The organism is Acidaminococcus fermentans (genome assembly GCF_009696675.1).
In the GTDB taxonomy this organism is placed as follows: Bacteria; Bacillota; Negativicutes; order Acidaminococcales; family Acidaminococcaceae; genus Acidaminococcus.
The window spans coordinates 12894-29942 of sequence record NZ_VULN01000019.1 but is presented as its reverse complement, the minus strand read 5'-3'; the positions used below and the strand labels follow the sequence as shown (position 1 = coordinate 29942).

At 57.7% G+C, this 17049-nt stretch carries 15 protein-coding genes and 3 tRNA genes; 17 read left to right on the top strand and 1 reads right to left on the bottom strand.

Annotation, left to right across the window (positions count from 1 at the left end):
• Positions 1-510: 510 nt before the first annotated feature.
• On the top strand, positions 511-810 hold the full coding sequence (locus FX155_RS10635; RefSeq protein WP_154488661.1) for a DUF2442 domain-containing protein: 300 nt from the start codon (positions 511-513) through the stop codon (positions 808-810).
• A gap of 129 nt (positions 811-939) precedes the next feature.
• Here the strand turns inward: FX155_RS10635 and FX155_RS10630 are convergent, their stop codons facing one another.
• Entirely contained in the window at positions 940-2217 is a 1278-nt protein-coding gene (locus FX155_RS10630; protein ID WP_154488660.1) for an SH3 domain-containing protein, read from the bottom strand.
• Positions 2218-2662: 445 nt separating this feature from the next.
• Between FX155_RS10630 and FX155_RS10625 the strand changes: the two genes are divergently transcribed.
• The 16 genes from FX155_RS10625 (at position 2663) to FX155_RS10550 (ending at position 16838) form a co-directional block, all read left to right on the top strand.
• Positions 2663-3307, top strand: coding sequence for a YigZ family protein (locus tag FX155_RS10625; RefSeq protein WP_022488155.1), 645 nt, complete (start codon positions 2663-2665; stop codon positions 3305-3307).
• A gap of 86 nt (positions 3308-3393) precedes the next feature.
• A complete protein-coding gene (locus FX155_RS10620) occupies positions 3394-5283 on the top strand; it encodes an SH3 domain-containing protein (protein ID WP_154488659.1) in 1890 nt (629 codons plus the stop codon).
• A 72-nt stretch (positions 5284-5355) separates the two neighbouring features.
• On the top strand, positions 5356-5880 hold the full coding sequence (locus FX155_RS10615) for an SH3 domain-containing protein (RefSeq protein WP_022487300.1): 525 nt from the start codon (positions 5356-5358) through the stop codon (positions 5878-5880).
• 77 nt (positions 5881-5957) lie between these two features.
• Positions 5958-6596: a hypothetical protein gene (locus FX155_RS10610; protein ID WP_022487299.1), complete on the top strand. Its 639-nt coding sequence runs from the start codon at positions 5958-5960 to the stop codon at positions 6594-6596.
• Between the two features lie 236 nt (positions 6597-6832).
• Positions 6833-7741 carry a VirK/YbjX family protein gene (locus FX155_RS10605; RefSeq protein ID WP_154488658.1) on the top strand — a complete coding sequence of 303 codons (909 nt, stop codon included), beginning with the start codon at positions 6833-6835 and terminating at the stop codon, positions 7739-7741.
• A 48-nt stretch (positions 7742-7789) separates the two neighbouring features.
• Complete coding sequence (locus FX155_RS10600; RefSeq protein WP_326831143.1) at positions 7790-9136, top strand: hypothetical protein; 1347 nt, start codon at positions 7790-7792, stop codon at positions 9134-9136.
• Positions 9137-9292: 156 nt separating this feature from the next.
• A complete protein-coding gene (locus tag FX155_RS10595) occupies positions 9293-10906 on the top strand; it encodes an organic solvent tolerance protein OstA (protein ID WP_154488656.1) in 1614 nt (537 codons plus the stop codon).
• Positions 10887-11477: a D-sedoheptulose 7-phosphate isomerase gene (gene gmhA / locus FX155_RS10590; RefSeq protein ID WP_022487295.1), complete on the top strand. Its 591-nt coding sequence runs from the start codon at positions 10887-10889 to the stop codon at positions 11475-11477. The genes FX155_RS10595 and gmhA overlap by 20 nt, the downstream gene beginning before the upstream one ends.
• Positions 11470-12948 carry a D-glycero-beta-D-manno-heptose-7-phosphate kinase gene (rfaE1, locus tag FX155_RS10585; RefSeq protein WP_154488655.1) on the top strand — a complete coding sequence of 493 codons (1479 nt, stop codon included), beginning with the start codon at positions 11470-11472 and terminating at the stop codon, positions 12946-12948. The genes gmhA and rfaE1 overlap by 8 nt, the downstream gene beginning before the upstream one ends.
• Positions 12945-13913: an ADP-glyceromanno-heptose 6-epimerase gene (gene rfaD / locus FX155_RS10580; protein ID WP_022487293.1), complete on the top strand. Its 969-nt coding sequence runs from the start codon at positions 12945-12947 to the stop codon at positions 13911-13913. The genes rfaE1 and rfaD overlap by 4 nt, the downstream gene beginning before the upstream one ends.
• The gene (locus FX155_RS10575; protein ID WP_022487292.1) at positions 13910-14437 is read left to right on the top strand and encodes a D-glycero-alpha-D-manno-heptose-1,7-bisphosphate 7-phosphatase; all 528 of its coding nucleotides are present in this window, start codon (positions 13910-13912) and stop codon (positions 14435-14437) included. The genes rfaD and FX155_RS10575 overlap by 4 nt, the downstream gene beginning before the upstream one ends.
• Positions 14434-15486 (top strand): lipopolysaccharide heptosyltransferase II, encoded by a 1053-nt coding sequence (waaF, locus tag FX155_RS10570; protein ID WP_288311276.1) that lies wholly within the window; start codon positions 14434-14436, stop codon positions 15484-15486. Before FX155_RS10575 ends, waaF begins: the two co-directional genes overlap by 4 nt.
• Positions 15487-15520: 34 nt before the next feature.
• Positions 15521-16513 (top strand): glycosyltransferase family 9 protein, encoded by a 993-nt coding sequence (locus FX155_RS10565; protein ID WP_229778531.1) that lies wholly within the window; start codon positions 15521-15523, stop codon positions 16511-16513.
• An 84-nt stretch (positions 16514-16597) separates the two neighbouring features.
• Positions 16598-16673 (top strand) — tRNA-Lys (locus tag FX155_RS10560).
• An 8-nt stretch (positions 16674-16681) separates the two neighbouring features.
• Positions 16682-16756, top strand: a tRNA-Glu gene (locus FX155_RS10555).
• Between the two features lie 6 nt (positions 16757-16762).
• Positions 16763-16838, top strand: a tRNA-Val gene (locus FX155_RS10550).
• The last annotated feature ends 211 nt before the right edge of the window (positions 16839-17049 follow it).

Sequence of the window (17049 nt, the reverse complement as noted above, 5' to 3'; positions counted from 1 at the left end):
TTGATTACAATGCTAATCGTATTCATTCGGGTATCGATTATGTAACCCCGAATGAAAAATACAAACAATTAGCAGGGTAGAAAAATGTCACGGTTCTATGTGTCTAAATACCTTGACACTTTTCGTGCAGAGCAGGTACGGTGAAAATCCAATGTTCTGTTGCGATGCCGTAGGGCCTCACAAACGGAGGTCGGAAGGTCAGATGCACGGTCTGCTGGTGTTCGCCCGTACCGGGCAACAAACGGCGAACACCGCTGTTGTCGTCTGTTAGACAGCGACGGCGTAGGGGCTGCCCGCAGGGGAGCCCGTCCCGGCCGCCCAGAGGGCATGACAAAAAACCAGAAACGGCCCTGAGGTCTTACTATAAATCCGGAGTCCGGGAAGGGCGCGCCCTACAGATGGCAATCGGCTAATCGATGAAAAATTCTTCGGTGTGAAATGAGGGGGATCCAATGGTACCGTTGGTTTTGCTTGGTGATTTTGTTATAATGGAAGAAAAGGGGTGATACAATGGAAAAACAGTTGATACCTGAAGTCTTACAGGTGGTTCCAGGAAAAGGATACAGTTTTTACGCGTATTTTAATGACGGAACGGTTCATTATTATGATGCATCGTCCCTGGTACAGAACCCCGGAGTATTTCAAAAATTGAAGGATCAAAAGGTGTTTCACGACTGCCTTACGGTCATGAATGGCACAGCCGCGTGGGACTTGGAAGGAAAACGGAATCCGCGAAGATGTATAGATTTGGATCCTTATGACGTCTATGAGGCCCCTGTTGTAAAGGATCCGCTGGAGACGGTTGCATAAGAGATAAAAGAAAAGGGGGTGTTGCACGTCCTGTGCAACACCCCCTTTCTGTCGCCTGCCGTTGACCGCTGACTGCCGACCGTTGACCGCTGACCGTCGACCATTGACAGAAATAAAGCGCCCTGCGCTTTATTTCCATGTATTGCACTGGGTCATCTGATCCACCAGGGGCGTTCCGCTTCCGGCCAGCAGATCCACTTTGCTGACTACCACCTGCATGATCCGGTTCTTTACCACGCCGCTGGAAGTCTCCATGCCGTAGGAGGCCAGGGAATGGATCATGTAGGGAGTGCCGTTGTAATTCCCCAGCACCATCATAACATGGTAGGGGGTGAACAGCAGGGACCCCGGTGCGGCGGTTTTGATGTAGGCCAGCTTCTCTGCATGGGTCATGCCCTGGAAGCTTTTCCCCGGGAAGGACTGAGCCTGTTCGTCTCCGTTCCGGGGCAGCTGGATCCCCATGGTCTTGTACACATCCTGGACGAAGGAGGAGCAGTCCACACTGTTGTGCATGCCGCCCCAGCCATAGGGGGCCCCCAGATGCTTGAAGGCCATTTCAATGGTGTTGTTGGCGGTGTAGGGCAGGTAGCCCTGATGGAGATCAGCCCCGTAGGCGGCTTTCACCGGGACAATCTGGAGATAGCCCTGATGGTTCCGGGTGGGCAGCAGCAGGTTCCCGCCCTGGGTGGGAATGGCGGTGCCCATCTGGTACAGCTGGGGCTGGGTGCCGGCCTGGAGGGTCAGTACCCGCCCGGTGACTACAGCAGGAGAGGCAGGGTTGGCGTAGGTCTGCCAGGTCTTGGCATCGGTGATGGCTACCTTGTTCCGAGGGACCCATCCCCGATAATGGGGGGTACGGACGAAAATGAAGTTCCCTTGGGGATTGGTGTGGTACACCCGCACCGGAGTGGCCGGATCCACGGCGGTTTCCTGCCAGTTGTCGAACTGGGTGTCGGAGGCGGAATCAAAGGCCCGCTGAAGGGTGGGGAAGGAGCGGAGATCCACCCGGTCCACCACCACTCCGTATTTTACTGTATTGGTGGGACGGATATTGGCTTTGGCATCTTGGACCAGCTGGGAAGCAAAAGAGTGGCTGATGGGAGCCCTCTGGATGTACTGGTCTTCATCCATGCCGAAGGAATTCACATAGCCGGTGAGCTTGTCGCCGGAAATGGAGGCTCCCAGGTCCTGGATGGAATCGCCAAAGGTGGCCTTGTCCATCTGGGCGTTCATGGCTTTAATCCGTTCCGGAGTGGCCAGGACGGTGTTCCCGGCAGCCGTGGTCCAGGCGGAAGCTTTGGTGAGAGCAGCCGGTGTGCCAGGCATGGCCGCCGCAGCCAAAGCCACGGAAGCGGACAGGCAAAGGGCACCGGTCAAAAGGGATATACGATGAAAAGCATGCAGCAAAATGATGACCTCCTTTATATAGCGTTCCTATTATACCATAAGAAAAGGGGACCGCGGGTAGGGTGAAAAACGGCGGGCCGTTTTTCAGTCTTGCGCTTAACGTCTCACGCCGATGGAAACCATCTGCCCCAGGCAGATGCTGTTGATTGAAAACGCAGCCCCAAGGGCTGCTAACCCACCACCATTGCGCAAGCGCAACGGTCCCCCGCCCTTGCAAAGGGCGGATAGATTGCATGGCAGGCCGAGACCATGGATAAGCAATGGGCCAGCGGCCCGAGCGTATATCCGCCCTTTTCAAGGGCGGGGGACCATCCGCAAGGATGGTGGTGGGTCAGCTGGCAAATTTTTTCCATCAGCCGTTGACCGTTGCCCATTGGCCGCTGACCGGGTTTCTTATGGTATAATATCCCCTGTGATACACCTAACGGAAAGGACGGAAACGGCAATGGGAAAATATGTGATCGCCCGGCCTGTGGTCAGTGAGCTGGTGGTGGAAAAATCCCGGTTCCTGTGCACCTTGGCCCGGGTAGAAACGGAAGGGGAGGCCCAGGAATTTGTCCGGGCCATGAAAAAGAAATACTGGGACGCCACCCACAACTGTTCTGCCTATATCGTAGGTCCTGACAACCGGGTGGAGCGGTCCAATGATGACGGGGAACCCAGCGGCACAGCCGGTTCTCCCATGCTGGAAGTCCTCCGCCGGAAGGAGCTGTACAACACGGCGGCAGTGGTGACGAGATATTTCGGGGGCATCAAGCTGGGAGCCGGGGGCCTGACCCGGACCTACGGGAAATGTGTGGCCCAGGCCGTGGAGGAAGGGGGCCTGGCGGAAATGGTGCCCATGGGGGACTATGCCTTCCTCTGGACCCTGGACGATGTGGGCCGGGTGCTGAACCTGCTGTACCAGCAGGACCTTTTTGCCGTGGGGGACGTAGAATACGCCAACCGGGCCAAAATCCACTTGGTGATGCCCCGGGACCGAAAAGAGAAGGCGGAAGCCTGGCTCACTGAGTCCCTCAGCCGTCCGGTGGCCTTGGACGAAGAGAAAACTTTCTTTGAAGAATGTCCGGTGGAGCCGGCCCAATCTTGATTTTCCCTCCGGATTACAGTACACTTATACTTATTGTATATCATGAGATGATGGGGAAAGAATATGGTAGAAAGCAGGCATGATCAATGCTGAAAAAAACTTGTGCTGTCCTGATGAGCTGTCTGGTCCTGGGGGCCGCTACAGTTCCTGCATGGGCGGCGGAAACCGGCGTATCCGTCAAGACGGTGAGCCGTACGGAAAATAAAGTAGATGTGGAATGCCCTCAGGTCAGCGGCGGCAGCCGCACGGCAGATGACAAAATCAACCGGGCCCTCAGCAGCCAGGTGGCTTCTTTTGTCAGTGAAGCCTCCACCCTGGGAGGGGGCAAAGTCCATTACGATGTGCACAAATCTGACGAGGATCTGGTCAGCTTCACCCTGGTGATGACTCCCAATATGGGTGTGGAAGAAAGCGTGGGCATGACCTTTGACCGGAAAACCGGTGAACTGCGGCCTCTCAGCTATTACTACACCAAAGACCAGCTGGCTGTGCTGGCCCAGAACGGGCTCCAGTATCTGTATGATGTGGATCCGGCCAAACTCCAGACCATTCCGGATACCTATTATGTGGACCGGGACGGGAGCCTGATCGGGGTATACCATGCCGGGGCGGTGCTGGATAAAAGTGAAGGGGAAATCGAAATCAACCTTTCGGCAGCCGGTATGGATGCGGAAGGGAATGTGACCGAAGCCCCCATCGACCACAGTGATGGGACGGCCGGAGAAACGGCGGCTCCCGCCGACACAACGGCCAAACCGGCGGAAAAACCGGCAGTCGGAGAAAGCACCGGCAAGGGGCTGGAACGGATCCGGGCCCGTCTGGCGGCCAAAGAAAAAGCCCAGGATGAAGCCAAAGCCAAGGCGGAGGCCAAGGCCAAAGCCAAAGCCAAAGCCAAAGCAGAGAAAGCCGCCAAAGCCAAAGCGGAAGAACAGGCAAAAATGGATGCCCAGGCCAGGGCAGAAGCTCAGGCCAGAGCGGAGGCCAGAGCCAAAGCACGGGCAGAAGCCAGAGCCAAAGCTGAGGAACAGGCCCGGAAAGAGGCTGCTGAAGCTGCCAAGGCAGCGAAAGCCAAGTCTGCCAAAGAGAACAAGGCGGCTGAAGTGGCAGCCGGCAGCCTGACGGCGGTGGCCAAAGAGGCGGAAGCAGCCGGGAAAACTGCTGCTGCCGTGAAACCGGCGGTACCGGAAACCAAACCGGAAGCCAAAAAGGCGGAAGCTTCTCAAGAAGCTCTCCAAGAAACGGCCAAACCGGCGGAACAGAAGGCTGCTCGTCCCATGACCGTAAAGGAAAAAGTGGCAGCCATCCAGGCCCAGGAAGCCAAAGAAGAGGCGGCCCGGGAAGAAGCCCGGATGAAGGAACTGGTGGCCATAAAGGAAGCTGCGGAGAAACGGGCGGCAGAAGAAAAGGCCCGCCGGGAAGCGGAAGAACGGGCGGCTGAAGAAGCCCGCCGGCAGGTGGAAGCTGCGGCGGAAGCCGAACGGCAGGCTGAGGCGGAACGGCAGGCAGAAGCTGCCAGAGCCGCGGCTGCAGCTCTCGATACGGATGTAAGCGGTGCCGGGGTGATCACCGGCACGGACGTGCGGATGCGGGACGGCGCCGGCCTGGACAGCAGCGTCATCGGAGTCTTTGGCCAGGGAGAATCGGTCCAGGTGCTGGGCAGCACCCGGGCTGACGGCATGACCTGGTACAAGGTGAGCCGCAGTGACGGATCCACCGGCTATGTGGCTGCGGATTACTGCAGCATGGGCAGCGGGGATGGTGACGGAAGCAGTGCTTCCACCGGAACCATCACCGGCACGGACGTGCGGATGCGGGCCAGCTACAGTACGGACAGTGCTGTGCTGGGCTACTTCGACAACGGAGAAACCGTGACCATCCTGGACGATGTGACCAGTGACGGGCAGCGGTGGCTGAAAGTCCAGCGGAGCGACGGTTCCGTAGGCTGGGTATCGGCTGATTTCTGCGCCCAGAACTGATTTACTGGCAGTACTGGCAGGGAACGGGCGCTTGTGATACAATGACTTCAATAAGAGGAGAGGAGGCAGACCATGATGAAAAAAATGGGACGGATTCTTGCCGCGCTGTGCTGTCTGCTGGGTCTGACATTCCCCATGGAACGGAAAGCGGATGCGTCCGCAGCCGGAACCATCATTGGTACGGAAGTGCGGATGCGGAAAGGCGCTGGGACGGATACAGAAATCCTGGGCTATTTTGAAGACGGTGAAAAGGTGGAAGTCCTGAAAAGCAATGTAAATGAAGGACGGAAATGGTATGAAGTGACCCGGAAGGACGGGTCCCAGGGCTGGGTGGCCGGGGAATACTGCCGGGTGCCGGAAGGCTCCCTGATCCCTTCGGTGACCCGTCTGGAAGACCGGAAGGGCAGGATCACCGGCACGGAAGTGCGGATGCGCAGCGATCCCAACCAGAACGGGGATGTGCTGGACTACTTCACCAAAGGGGAAATCGTCACCATCCTGGATGCTGCCGACGGCGGCGGCCTCCATTGGACCAAGGTCCAGCGGGAAAATGGGGATATCGGCTGGGTGGCTTCTGCCTATTGTGAGGAATTGTAATTTTCTGGCCAAAGAGCTCCCCCTTGTGATAAAATAGATGAAATGACAAGAAAAGACAACTAGGAGGTTACAGCAATATGAAAAAAATCTGGCAAACCCTGTCTGCCGTCGCTTTCAGTGCGGCGCTGATCCTGCCTGCCCTCCAGCAGGCGGACGCCGCTACCTTTACCTATACCCCCACCAAACCGGCGGAAACCACTGCCCAGCAGCAGACCCCTGCAGTAACGCCTCAGGTAAAATCCCTGAAACTGGCTGTGGTGCCCCTGATGATCGGAGAAAAAGTGGAAGACAACGAAGGGATGAAACCCATCGTGTTCAGCAACGAAATCGCCAAGGCTTTCCAGTATCCGGAATATGACATGGTGGATTCCGACATCGTCCGGAAAGTGGCCCTCCAGGAACAGGACAACCTGTTCACCCAGGCTGGTCTGGAAGCCGTAGCCAAAGCCAGCGGCGCTGACGTGGTCATTGTCATGGCTGTGGACAAGTTCGACGTAACGGAAGACAACTTCCGCCGGGAACCCATGACCATCCTGGATTACCGGGGACGGTTCGCCACGGTGAACATGTTGAACCACAAGTTCAAACTGGACCGCTGGAGCTATGGCCGTGAAATGGAATCCGGAGCCATCAATCCCCGGTCCGACTGGCCCCATCACGAATTCGGCCTGTTCTGCCGGAGAGAGCTGAAGAAGGTTATTAAGAACAACAAGTAAGGTATGCTGCCAAGGCAGCATACTGTCAGCTGTCAACGGTCAGCGGCCCAAGGAAGCCAGCGCGGCTGGCTGTGAACAATGGCAAAAAGATTCGGCAAACAACGTCTTTTACAAGTTCAAAATCAATTTACGAAAATTGATTTCCAACGGCCGTTGACCGTTGACCATTGACCGCTGACAAAAAGGGGTGTTGCTGTGCAACACCCCTTCTTATTGCAAAGAAGGGAACTACACCAATGGATTGGGCAGAAATCAAGGCGGCAGGCCTGGCCTGCTACAATATCAGGCATCTGAAGGAACGGAAGCGCTACTGGGTGTATCTTCTCCGCTGTGCCACCCACCGGAGCCAGATGGAAGGACTCCAGAAATTTTTCCATGGGGATCCTCTGCGCCGGGAGGTGCTCCAGGGCATGCCCTGCCTGCTGGAGCAGGAAACCCGGGCATTCTTTTACAAGGGCGCCGGCTGGGCAGAACGGGAAAAGGTGATCACCTATACCATCTATGCCCTTCAGCAGCGGATGACCCCGGAATTCCTCCGGGAAATCTACGTCCGCCACGGCCGGGTGAACCTGTGGACCGACGAATTCCAGGACAAGCCCCTGACCCTGGACCTGCTGTTCCATCCGGGCCAGCGGAAGGAAGGGTGTCTGTCCCTGGTGCTCCACTGGGGGGACCTGGACTTTTACCAGATCATGTTCTGGTTGGGACCGGATCCGGAAAGCGGCAGACCCTGCATCTGGGTGGGAGCCCTCCAGGGCACCAGCCTGGGGAATGATGCGGTGAAGGCCATGACCAAGAAATTCTTCGGATACCGGACCAAGAACCTGATCTTCTACGGGCTCCGGACTCTGGCGGATCTGGTGGGCTGTGAGGCTATCTATGCAGTGACCAATGAGGGCTACTACGCCATGAACCATGTGCGGGTGGACCGGAAACTGAAGACCAATTTCGGGGACTTCTGGGGAGAATGCGGCGGGGAACCCACCCAAGATCCCCGGTTCTACCGGATCCCCCTGGAGGAAAAGCGGAGGGATCTGTCGGAACTGAAACCCTCCAAACGGGCCAATCACCGGCGCCGGTACGAACTGATGGATCGGATGCGGGCAGAGATGGAAGAGAAACTGAAACCTTTCTTCGCTTCCTGATTTATGTTACAATAAAACCGATAGTTTCTGAAAATTACCCTGACGGAGGTGTCTGGATTGAAGAAAAAAATCATCAGCCTGTTTTTGACAGCCCTGCTGTGCCTGACCTGCCTGGTTCCGGCTTTTGCCGAGGAAATGGCGGCCACCAACACGGTAGCGGGCAAACTGGAAATTGCGGAAAACTTCCTGTATGGCGCTGTCCAGACCGGGTCCCTGGTATCCCGGGTGGACAAAATGGAAACGGACATGTACGGCCAGAAAAGTTCCGGTTCTGTGATGAGCCGGGTGGATAAGCTCTACAACAATTTGGAAGGGGCCCCGGTAAACGGGAAGCTGTCCATGGCCACCATGATGAACGTGATTGAATGGCAGTTCTCTGACCGGATGTCCATCGACGCGGCCAAAACCCGTCTGAGCCATCTGGAAACCCAGATCTTCGGCACGGAATATGCCAAGGATTCTTTCACCAGCCGTCTGAACCGGCTGACCAAGGCCGCCTTCCCCAACGGCAGCCTCACTTCCAGCACCGTGGTCCTGCCCAAGGATTCCCTGATCAAGGTGAAATTCATGGAAGACATCAACAGCAAGACCAACCAGCAGGGGGATACCATCGACTTTATTGTGGATGACAATGTGTATGTGGGGGATGCTCTGGTGCTGCCCAAAGGCGCCAAAGGCTATGGCCAGATCAAAAAGATCGTCCAGCCCCGGATCTTCGGCCGGGATGCCCGGATCGATCTGGACTTCTCCCATGTGGTGGCTGTGAACGGGGGCGCTGTCCCTGTTACGGTGGGCGACCTGGCCAAACAGCAGGCCAAGACCGCTGCCGGTGCCGCCGGTGCCTCCATCGGAGGGATGATCCTCTTCGGGCCGGTAGGCGTTGTGGGCGGCGCTTTTGTGAAGGGATCTTCTGTGACCATTCCGGCAGGGACCAACACCTATGTGCAGGTGGCGGAAGACACCAGCGTGGACGGCGTGATCCTGGCGGGCAGTGCAGTAGCTGGTCAGCAGCTGGACGGCAATACCCAGGAAGGCGGCCCCCAGACGGCTCAGCCTGCCTCTGCGGTAACCAAGGAACCGGCCGGTGAAACGGCTGCCGAACCGGCTGCGGAAGCCCAGAAGGAACCGGCCGCCGCTCTTCAGCCCAAGAAAAACACCGGGGTAGCCCTGGATGAAACGGAACCGGAAGCCGCCCAGCCGGCTGATGACTCCCAGACCGTCCAGGAACCGGCTGCCAAGACCGGGGAAGACAAGGCGGATGCAGAAACGGAAGCCGCTCTGGCAGAAGCCCAGAAACGGGACGAAGAAGCCAAGAAGCTGGCCAAAAAGGATAGCAGCAGCCAGCCTATGCTGGATGAAGACGACGGAAGCGCCTACGATACGGCTACTCTCTGAGACGGAAACCAGGGCCTCTCTCTTTCACACAAAGTTGCGGAAGAGAGGGGCCTTTTGTGTTATAATATTGAAGAGTGTAACTGTTTTCCGGGCAGGGAACTGCCGGGACACTGCAAGATTTGATGAGGAAATTTATCCACTGGAGGACAGAATCCTATGAACAAAAAGGCGTTGGCCTTAGGAATTACATTGGCGGTATCGCTGCCGGGCATGGCCAGTGCAGCGGTGACCTATGACGGGGGAAAACTGAGCAGCAAGGACGGTCCGGCTTTCCAGCCGGCTATCCAGAGCCTGGATGAAGTGGAATCTCTGGCCCGGACCAAGGAAGGGGTCCACCGGATCCAGGACCAGCCGGATGCCAAGACGGAAACCATCACCCGGGCCGGACGGGAAACAGCCAAGGAACAGAAGCTCCGTGAGAAAAAGGGGGAAACGGTTCCCAGCGAATCCACCCTGCCCATTACCATCTATGGGGATCAGGTCCAGTACAATTCGGAAACCGGTGATTTTGAAGCCAAGGGGAACGTGCGTCTGTACCAGGGCAACCAGAAGCTGTACACTGCCCAGGCCCAGGGCAATTCCAAAACCGGGGATGTGTACCTTCTGACCGGGGGTCGGATCGTGGAAGAGACCGGCAGCGGCACCAGTGTCACCAACGGCCAGTGGGGCCATTACAACTTCCTGGACAAAACCGGTACGGTGAAGAACATTTCCGGCTACAACGGCAAGGATATGTACCGGGCGGATATCGGGGAAATCTATCCGGACCGGGTGGAACTCACCAGCGGCGGCAGCACCACCCGGTGCCCGGCAGTGCTCCATCCCCCCTGTGTGGAAGTGAAGGCGGACAAAGTGGTGATCTATCCCAAGGACAAGATCATCGCCTACAATGTGAAGGTGTTCGTCAAAGGCAAGCACGTCTATTCCCGGGACCGGTGGATCAACCGGATGGGTGACAGTGACGAAAAACAGAGCCTGCTGCCCCATATCGGGTACGATACGGACCATGGAGTGAAGATCCGTTACAACCTGGATGTGCCCATCAGCAACAAGAACAACCTGGATGCGGAACTGAAGTACTATTCCAAGATCGGCTGGCGGCCTCTCTTTACGGACCGGCAGGAGGAAAAGAACTTCTATGTCCAGATCCAGGACGGGCATATGGAAGACTCGGACAACAACTGGATCCGGAAGGAACGGGATGTGAAGTTCGTCTACAAGGCCCACAAGTTCGACGACCGGGTGCCGATGAACTATTCCGCCTACATCAGCCATGGTCTGTGGAAGGACAACTGGAAGCGGAGCTGGCATACGGAATACGGGTTCTATCTGAACCATGATCCCATCCGTCTCACCCACGAAAAGATGCCCCTGTACCTGAACCTGGGGATGGGCCATAAATGGGTCCGTGAAAGCATTAACGATGAAACCAAAAAGACCATGCTGTATTCCGCCACCCTGAACAAAAACTTCGACGGGGGCTGGAACACCTGGCTGGGCTATTACTATGAAAAGGAACACAGTTCCGTATTCTCCTATGCGGATCCGGACATGGCCAAGGAAATCCAGTGGGGACTGGGCAAACGGCTGGGCCCCAATGACTGGGTGAACTTTGTCATGCGGTATGACCAGGGCAAGAGCAGCGTCTACGAATACATCTACCGGTGGTACCATGATTTCTGCTGCTTCCGTCTGGGACTGGAATATCGGGACAAGAAGTACAACAATGATCATGAATGGAGTGTGACATATGACCTCTATCGGTGGTAAGGCACAGGAACTGATTGGAGCCCGTCTCCTGGAACATGAAAAACTGGTCCACAAGGTCATGGGCAGCAAACGGCTGCTGAAGGCCATTGAGGAGGCGGCGGGGATGATTTCCCTGACCCTGGCTTCCGGGGGCAAGGTGATGTTCTGCGGCAACGGGGGATCGGCGGCGGACGCCCAGCACTGGGCGGCGGAAATCGTGGGCCGGTTCCAGAAGGAACGGCCGGGGATGGCAGCGCTGGCTCTCACCACGGATACCTCCATCCTGACGGCCATCGGCAACGACTACGGCTATGATCGGATCTTCGCCCGGCAGGTGGAAGGCCTGGGCCGGGAAGGAGATGTGCTGGTGGGGATTTCCACTTCCGGCAACAGCGGCAATGTATTGGCGGCCATCGAGACCGCCCGGGCCAAAGGGATCCGGGTCATCGGCTTTACGGCCAAAGGGGGCGGCAAAATGGCGGATTTGTGCGACGTGCTGCTGGACGTGCCCGCGGTGAATACCGCCCGGGCCCAGGAAATCCATGAAATCATGGGACATATCATTTGCGAGCTGGTGGAAGACTATGCGTAATACCAAAAGTACCCAATTCCTTACAGAAGACATCCAGAAGCTGCGGATCGCGGTGATCGGGGATGTGATGCTGGACCGGTACGTGTACGGGGAAGTGAAGCGGATCTCTCCGGAAGCCCCGGTGCCGGTGAACCGGGTGCGCCGGATGGAAAGCGTCCTGGGGGGCGCCGGCAATGTGGCGGCCAATCTGGCGGGACTGGGCGTGCAAGTCTATGCCGCAGGGGTAACCGGGCTGGATGAGCACCGGGAAGCCCTGGAGGAAAAAATGGCAGCGGCGGGAATCGATTTCAGCGGCCTTTTGCCCATGCCCGGCCGCAGTACCATTACCAAAATGCGGATCATCGGAGCCCGGCAGCAGATGCTCCGGCTGGATTTCGAAGAGCCGGGAGACCTGAACCCGGAAGAGGAAAGCCGGCTGCTGAGTTGGCTGGAACAGCGGCTCCAGGACGGCCTGGACGGCATCGCTCTCAGCGACTATGCCAAAGGGGTCTGTTCCGACCATTTCTGTCAGACGGTGATCGACCTGGCCCACAGTGCCCAGGTGCCGGTGCTGGTGGACCCCAAGGGAGCGGACTGGCGGAAGTATGCGGGGTGTGATTTCATCACCCCCAATGTGAAGGAAATGTGCGAAGCCGGGGGCAAAGTGGTGCCCAACGAAACGGAACCTCTGGTGGAACTGGCGGCCAAAGCCCGGGATGCTTTCCACATCAGGAATGTGGTGGTGACCCGGTCGGAAAAAGGGGTTTCCCTGATCAACCGTCACGAAGTAATCACGGAAGCGGCCACTGCCCGGGACGTGTTCGATGTGTCCGGGGCCGGGGATACGGTGGCGGCGGTGCTCCTGGCGGCGGTAGCCGGAGGCCTGCCTTTGGGAGAAGCCCTGAATCTGTCCAACAAGGCGGCGGGGATCGTGGTTTCCAAAGTGGGGACCTATCCGGTGCACCGGGAGGAACTGCTGAAGGAAGTGCTGGCCAGCGAAGAACGGGAAGGACGGGACTACCGGCCTCTCAGCTGGGACGAAGTGACCAGCCTGGCCCGGACCTGGCAGGCGGCCGGGGAGAAAATCGTCTTCACCAATGGCTGCTTCGACATCCTCCACACCGGCCACGTGACCTATCTGGAACAGGCGTCCCGGCTGGGACAGCATCTGATCGTGGGGGTCAATACCGATGCATCGGTGAAACGGCTGAAAGGGGAGACCCGTCCCCTGAACCAGGAAAATGACCGGGCCCGGATCCTGGCTGCCCTGGGCTGTGTGGACGCGGTGGTGCTCTTTGGAGAAGACACGCCCACGGAACTGATCCGCCGGATCCGGCCGGATATCCTGGTGAAAGGCGGAGACTACAAACCGGAAGAAGTGGCCGGACGGGAATACGCCGGCCGGGTGGAGATCCTGCCCTTCAAGGAAGGCTATTCCACCACCGGGGTGATCCGGAAAATCGCAGAACTGGTCAAGGAGGGTAAATTATGATCATTGTAACCGGGGGTGCCGGTTTTATAGGCAGCAACATCGTCAAGGGACTGAACGAACAGGGCCGGGATGACATCCTGGTGGTGGACAATCTCACCAATATGGTGAAGTTCAAGAACATCCAGGGGCTGAAGGTCATGGACTACCTGGACAAAATGGACTTCATCCAGCGGGTCCGGGACGGGAAGTTCGACCATGAACCCATCGAAGTGATCTTCCATGAGGGAGCCTGCTCCGATACTATGGAATACAACGGCAAGTACATGATGGAAAACAACTTCGAATACACCAAGACCCTTATGCACTTTGCCCTGGACCGGCGGATCCAGTTCCTGTATGCTTCTTCTGCCTCCACCTACGGCAGCGGGAAGAACGGGTTCCGGGAAGAACCGGCCTGTGAAGAAGCCCTGAACGTCTATGCCTTCTCCAAGCTGTTCTTCGACAACTATGCCCGCCGGTACTTCGACAAGGCGGAAAGCCAGATCGCCGGGTTCCGGTATTTCAACGTGTTCGGGCCCCAGGAAAACCACAAGGGGAAAATGGCCTCCATGGTGCGCCAGATGTTCCTCCAGTGGCAGGGGGAACACAAGGTGAAGCTGTTCGGGGAATACGACGGCTACGGACCGGGAGAACAGACCCGGGACTTCATCTATGTGAAGGACGTGGTGAAGGTGCTGTTCTATTTCTGGCAGCATCCGGAACTGAAAGGGGTCTACAACCTGGGCACCGGCCATGCCCATACCTTCAACGACATGGCCAGGGCAGTGCTGGAATTCTTCGGCAGCGGGGAACTGGTCTATGTGCCCTTCCCGGAAGTGCTGAAAGGGAAATACCAGAGCTATACCCAGGCGGACGCCACCAAGCTGCTGGCCACCGGCTATGACGGAGGCTTTACGGACTTTGCCCAGGCGGTGAAGGAATACTGCCAGGTGCTCCGGGATTCTGACGGCTATTACAAAGCATGAGTAAGAAGAAAAAAGCGGTGTTCCTGGACCGGGACGGGGTCCTGGACATCGACAAGGGATATATCTGCCGTCCGGACCAGGTGGAATGGGTGACCGGCGCCAAAGAGGCGGTGGCCGCCCTGGTCCGCCAGGGGTATCAGGTGTATGTGGTGACCAACCAGAGCGGCATCGCCCGGGGCTACTACACCCAAAAGGACATGGAACATCTCCATGCCTATATGGCGGAAGAAATCAGGAAAGCCGGCGGCCAGATCGACGGCTTCTATTTCTGTCCCCACCATCCCACCAAAGGGGTGATCCCTGAACTGACGGTGGTGTGCAACTGCCGGAAGCCCCGGCCGGGAATGATCCTCCAGGCGCTGGCAGACCATGATCTGGACCGGGAAGGGTCCTTCCTGATCGGGGACAAGGACAGTGACGTCCAGGCGGCTCTGGGGGCAGGAATCCCGGGGTACCGGTTCACCGGGACGGATTTGCTGGCCTTTGTCCGCCAGGTGCTGGACCGGCAGGAGGCGGCAAAGTGACCTACCAGAACATCCTGATCATCAAAATGAGCTCCCTGGGGGATGTGATCCACGCCCTGCCTTTTGCGGCAGCCCTCCGGGAAACCTTTCCCCACAGCCGGATCAGCTGGCTGGTCCATCCCCAGTTCAGCGCCTTTGTGCCGGAGCCGCCTATTATCGACGAAGTGCTGTATTTCGACAAGAAGGCCTTCGGGAAGATGGGCTGGGGGGACAAATGGAAGACCCTTCGGGAAACCCGGGCTCTGCTCCGGGGAAAGAAGTTCGACCTGGTCATCGACCTCCAGGGGCTGTTCAAAAGTGCCGTCATGGCCTGGCTCACCGGCTGTCCCAACCGGATCGGCTACTGCGAGATGCGGGAAGGGAGCCGGCTGGTGTCCCGGCCCATTGTGGGGGCCCATGCCCATGACCATGTGATCGAACGGTACCTGGATGTGGCCCGGTATCTGGGGGCGAAGGCGGACAAGATCACCTATCCCATGCCGGCTCTGAAGGAAGAAGGAAAAACCATCCGCCGGCGGCTTTTGGAGGCGGGAATGCCGGACCAGGAAAACCTGCCCTATGTGGTGCTGGTGCCCGGGGCCCGGTGGGAAACCAAGAGGTGGCCCCTGGACCATTATGCCGCCCTGGCCCGGAAGTTCCTGGCAGAGGGGACCTGGGTGGTGCTGGCCGGGGGACCGGAAGATGTCCCTCTGGGAAAAAAGATCCGGGAGCTGGCGGGGCCGGAACCCCATCTGCTGGACTGGATCGGCGGGACCAGTCTCCGGGAACTGGGAGCCCTGATCAAGGGGGCCCGTTTCTATGTCAGCGGAGACACAGGGCCCCTCCATATTGCTACGGCGCTCCAGAAGCCCCTGGTGACCATGTACGGACCTACCCGGCCGGACCGGACGGGCCCTTACGGAAATCCCCGGGCCACCGTGCTGGTGAGTCCGGCAGCGTGTGCCGGCTGTCTGAAGAAGCACTGTGACCACTGGACCTGTATGGGAGAAGTGACCCCGGACCAGGTGTATGACCTGTACCGGAAAAAGGAGGAAAAAGCCTGTGACTGAACTGGCAGGAAAGAAAATCATCGTAACCTTCCTGATGCATCTGGGGGATCTGGTGCTTACCACCCCCTTCCTCCATGCTCTGCGCCAGGCGGCGCCCGGAGCGGACATCACCTATCTGGTGGATGAGAAGCTGAAGGAAATCGTGGAATACAATCCCAACATCGACCATGTGTGGACCATCGACAAAAAGGGGAAGGACAACAACCTCCGGGCCCTGTGGGCCATGAGCCGGCGGATCACCGACGCCCATTTCGATCTTTTGATCAACCTGCACCCCAACGAACGGTGTTCTTTCATCGACGCCATGGCGGTGGTGCCGGAAAAGGTGGGGGCCTCTCATTTCCTGTTCCGGGGATTCTTCCATCCCTGGCTGAAGCTGAACCGGACCATCCACGCGGCGGATATGTACCTGGACGTGCTGAAGCGGATGGGGGTGGAGGACCTGCGGAACAACGGACTGGAAGTGTTCCCGGGGCCGGAGCACAAACAGGCGGCGGAAGCCTACTGGGCAGCCCAGGACCTGAAGCCGGAGGAAAAAGTGGTGGGGTTCAACATCGGCAGCGCAGTGGTCACCAAACGGTGGGCTCCGGAACGGTTTGCCCAGGTGGCGGATACCCTGGCCAAAGAAGGATACCGGACGGTGTTCTTCGGAGGCTCCATGGACGAGGATATGGTCCGGGAGGCAGTGTCCTTCATGAGAAGCAAACCCATGGTGGCCACCGGGAAATTCTCCCTGGGAGAACTGGCGGCGGCCATGAGCCGGTGCAGCCTGATCATCACCAACGACAGCGGACCCATGCACGTGGCCATCAGCCAGAAGGTGCCCATTGTGGCCATGTACGGCCCCAGCCATCCGGAACTGTACGGACCCTATACGAAACAGGCCACCATTGTCCGGGCCAATCCTCCCTGTGACGGGTGCCGGAAGGGGATGAAGCACCACTGTGACGACATGCGGTGCATGCGGGATCTGACGGTGAAACAGGTGCTGAAAGCGGCCCATCACTGGCTGAAAGAAAAAAAATAAAGTTTTTTTCAAAAAGGGCTTGCAAAATTTCGTGTTATCTTGTATACTAACAAAGTCAGCGGTTGAGAAAACCAAAGACATGATGGTCCGCTAGCTCAGCTGGTAGAGCACCTGACTCTTAATCAGGGTGTCCAGAGTTCGATCCTCTGGCGGATCACCATTTTTTTTGGCCGGATGGTCAAGCGGTTAAGACACCGCCCTTTCACGGCGGTATCGAGGGTTCGATTCCCTCTCCGGTCACCAACTTATGGGCGCTTAGCTCAGCTGGGAGAGCGTCTGCCTTACAAGCAGAATGTCAGCAGTTCGATCCTGTTAGCGCCCACCACAAAAGAAGACGATACACGCGTAACGCTGTATCGTCTTTTTTATTGTATTTTTTTTGTGGGGGGAAGGGATATAGGGGAGTCCGGGAGCGGGCGCACCGGGCGGGAGTGCAGGGCAACCCTTGGTGCGCATCCTGCGAAGGATAATCGATCACCAAGCCACCAAACCATTCGCTCCTCCCAAATAGCAGGGATTTCCCTTTTTATCTCGAA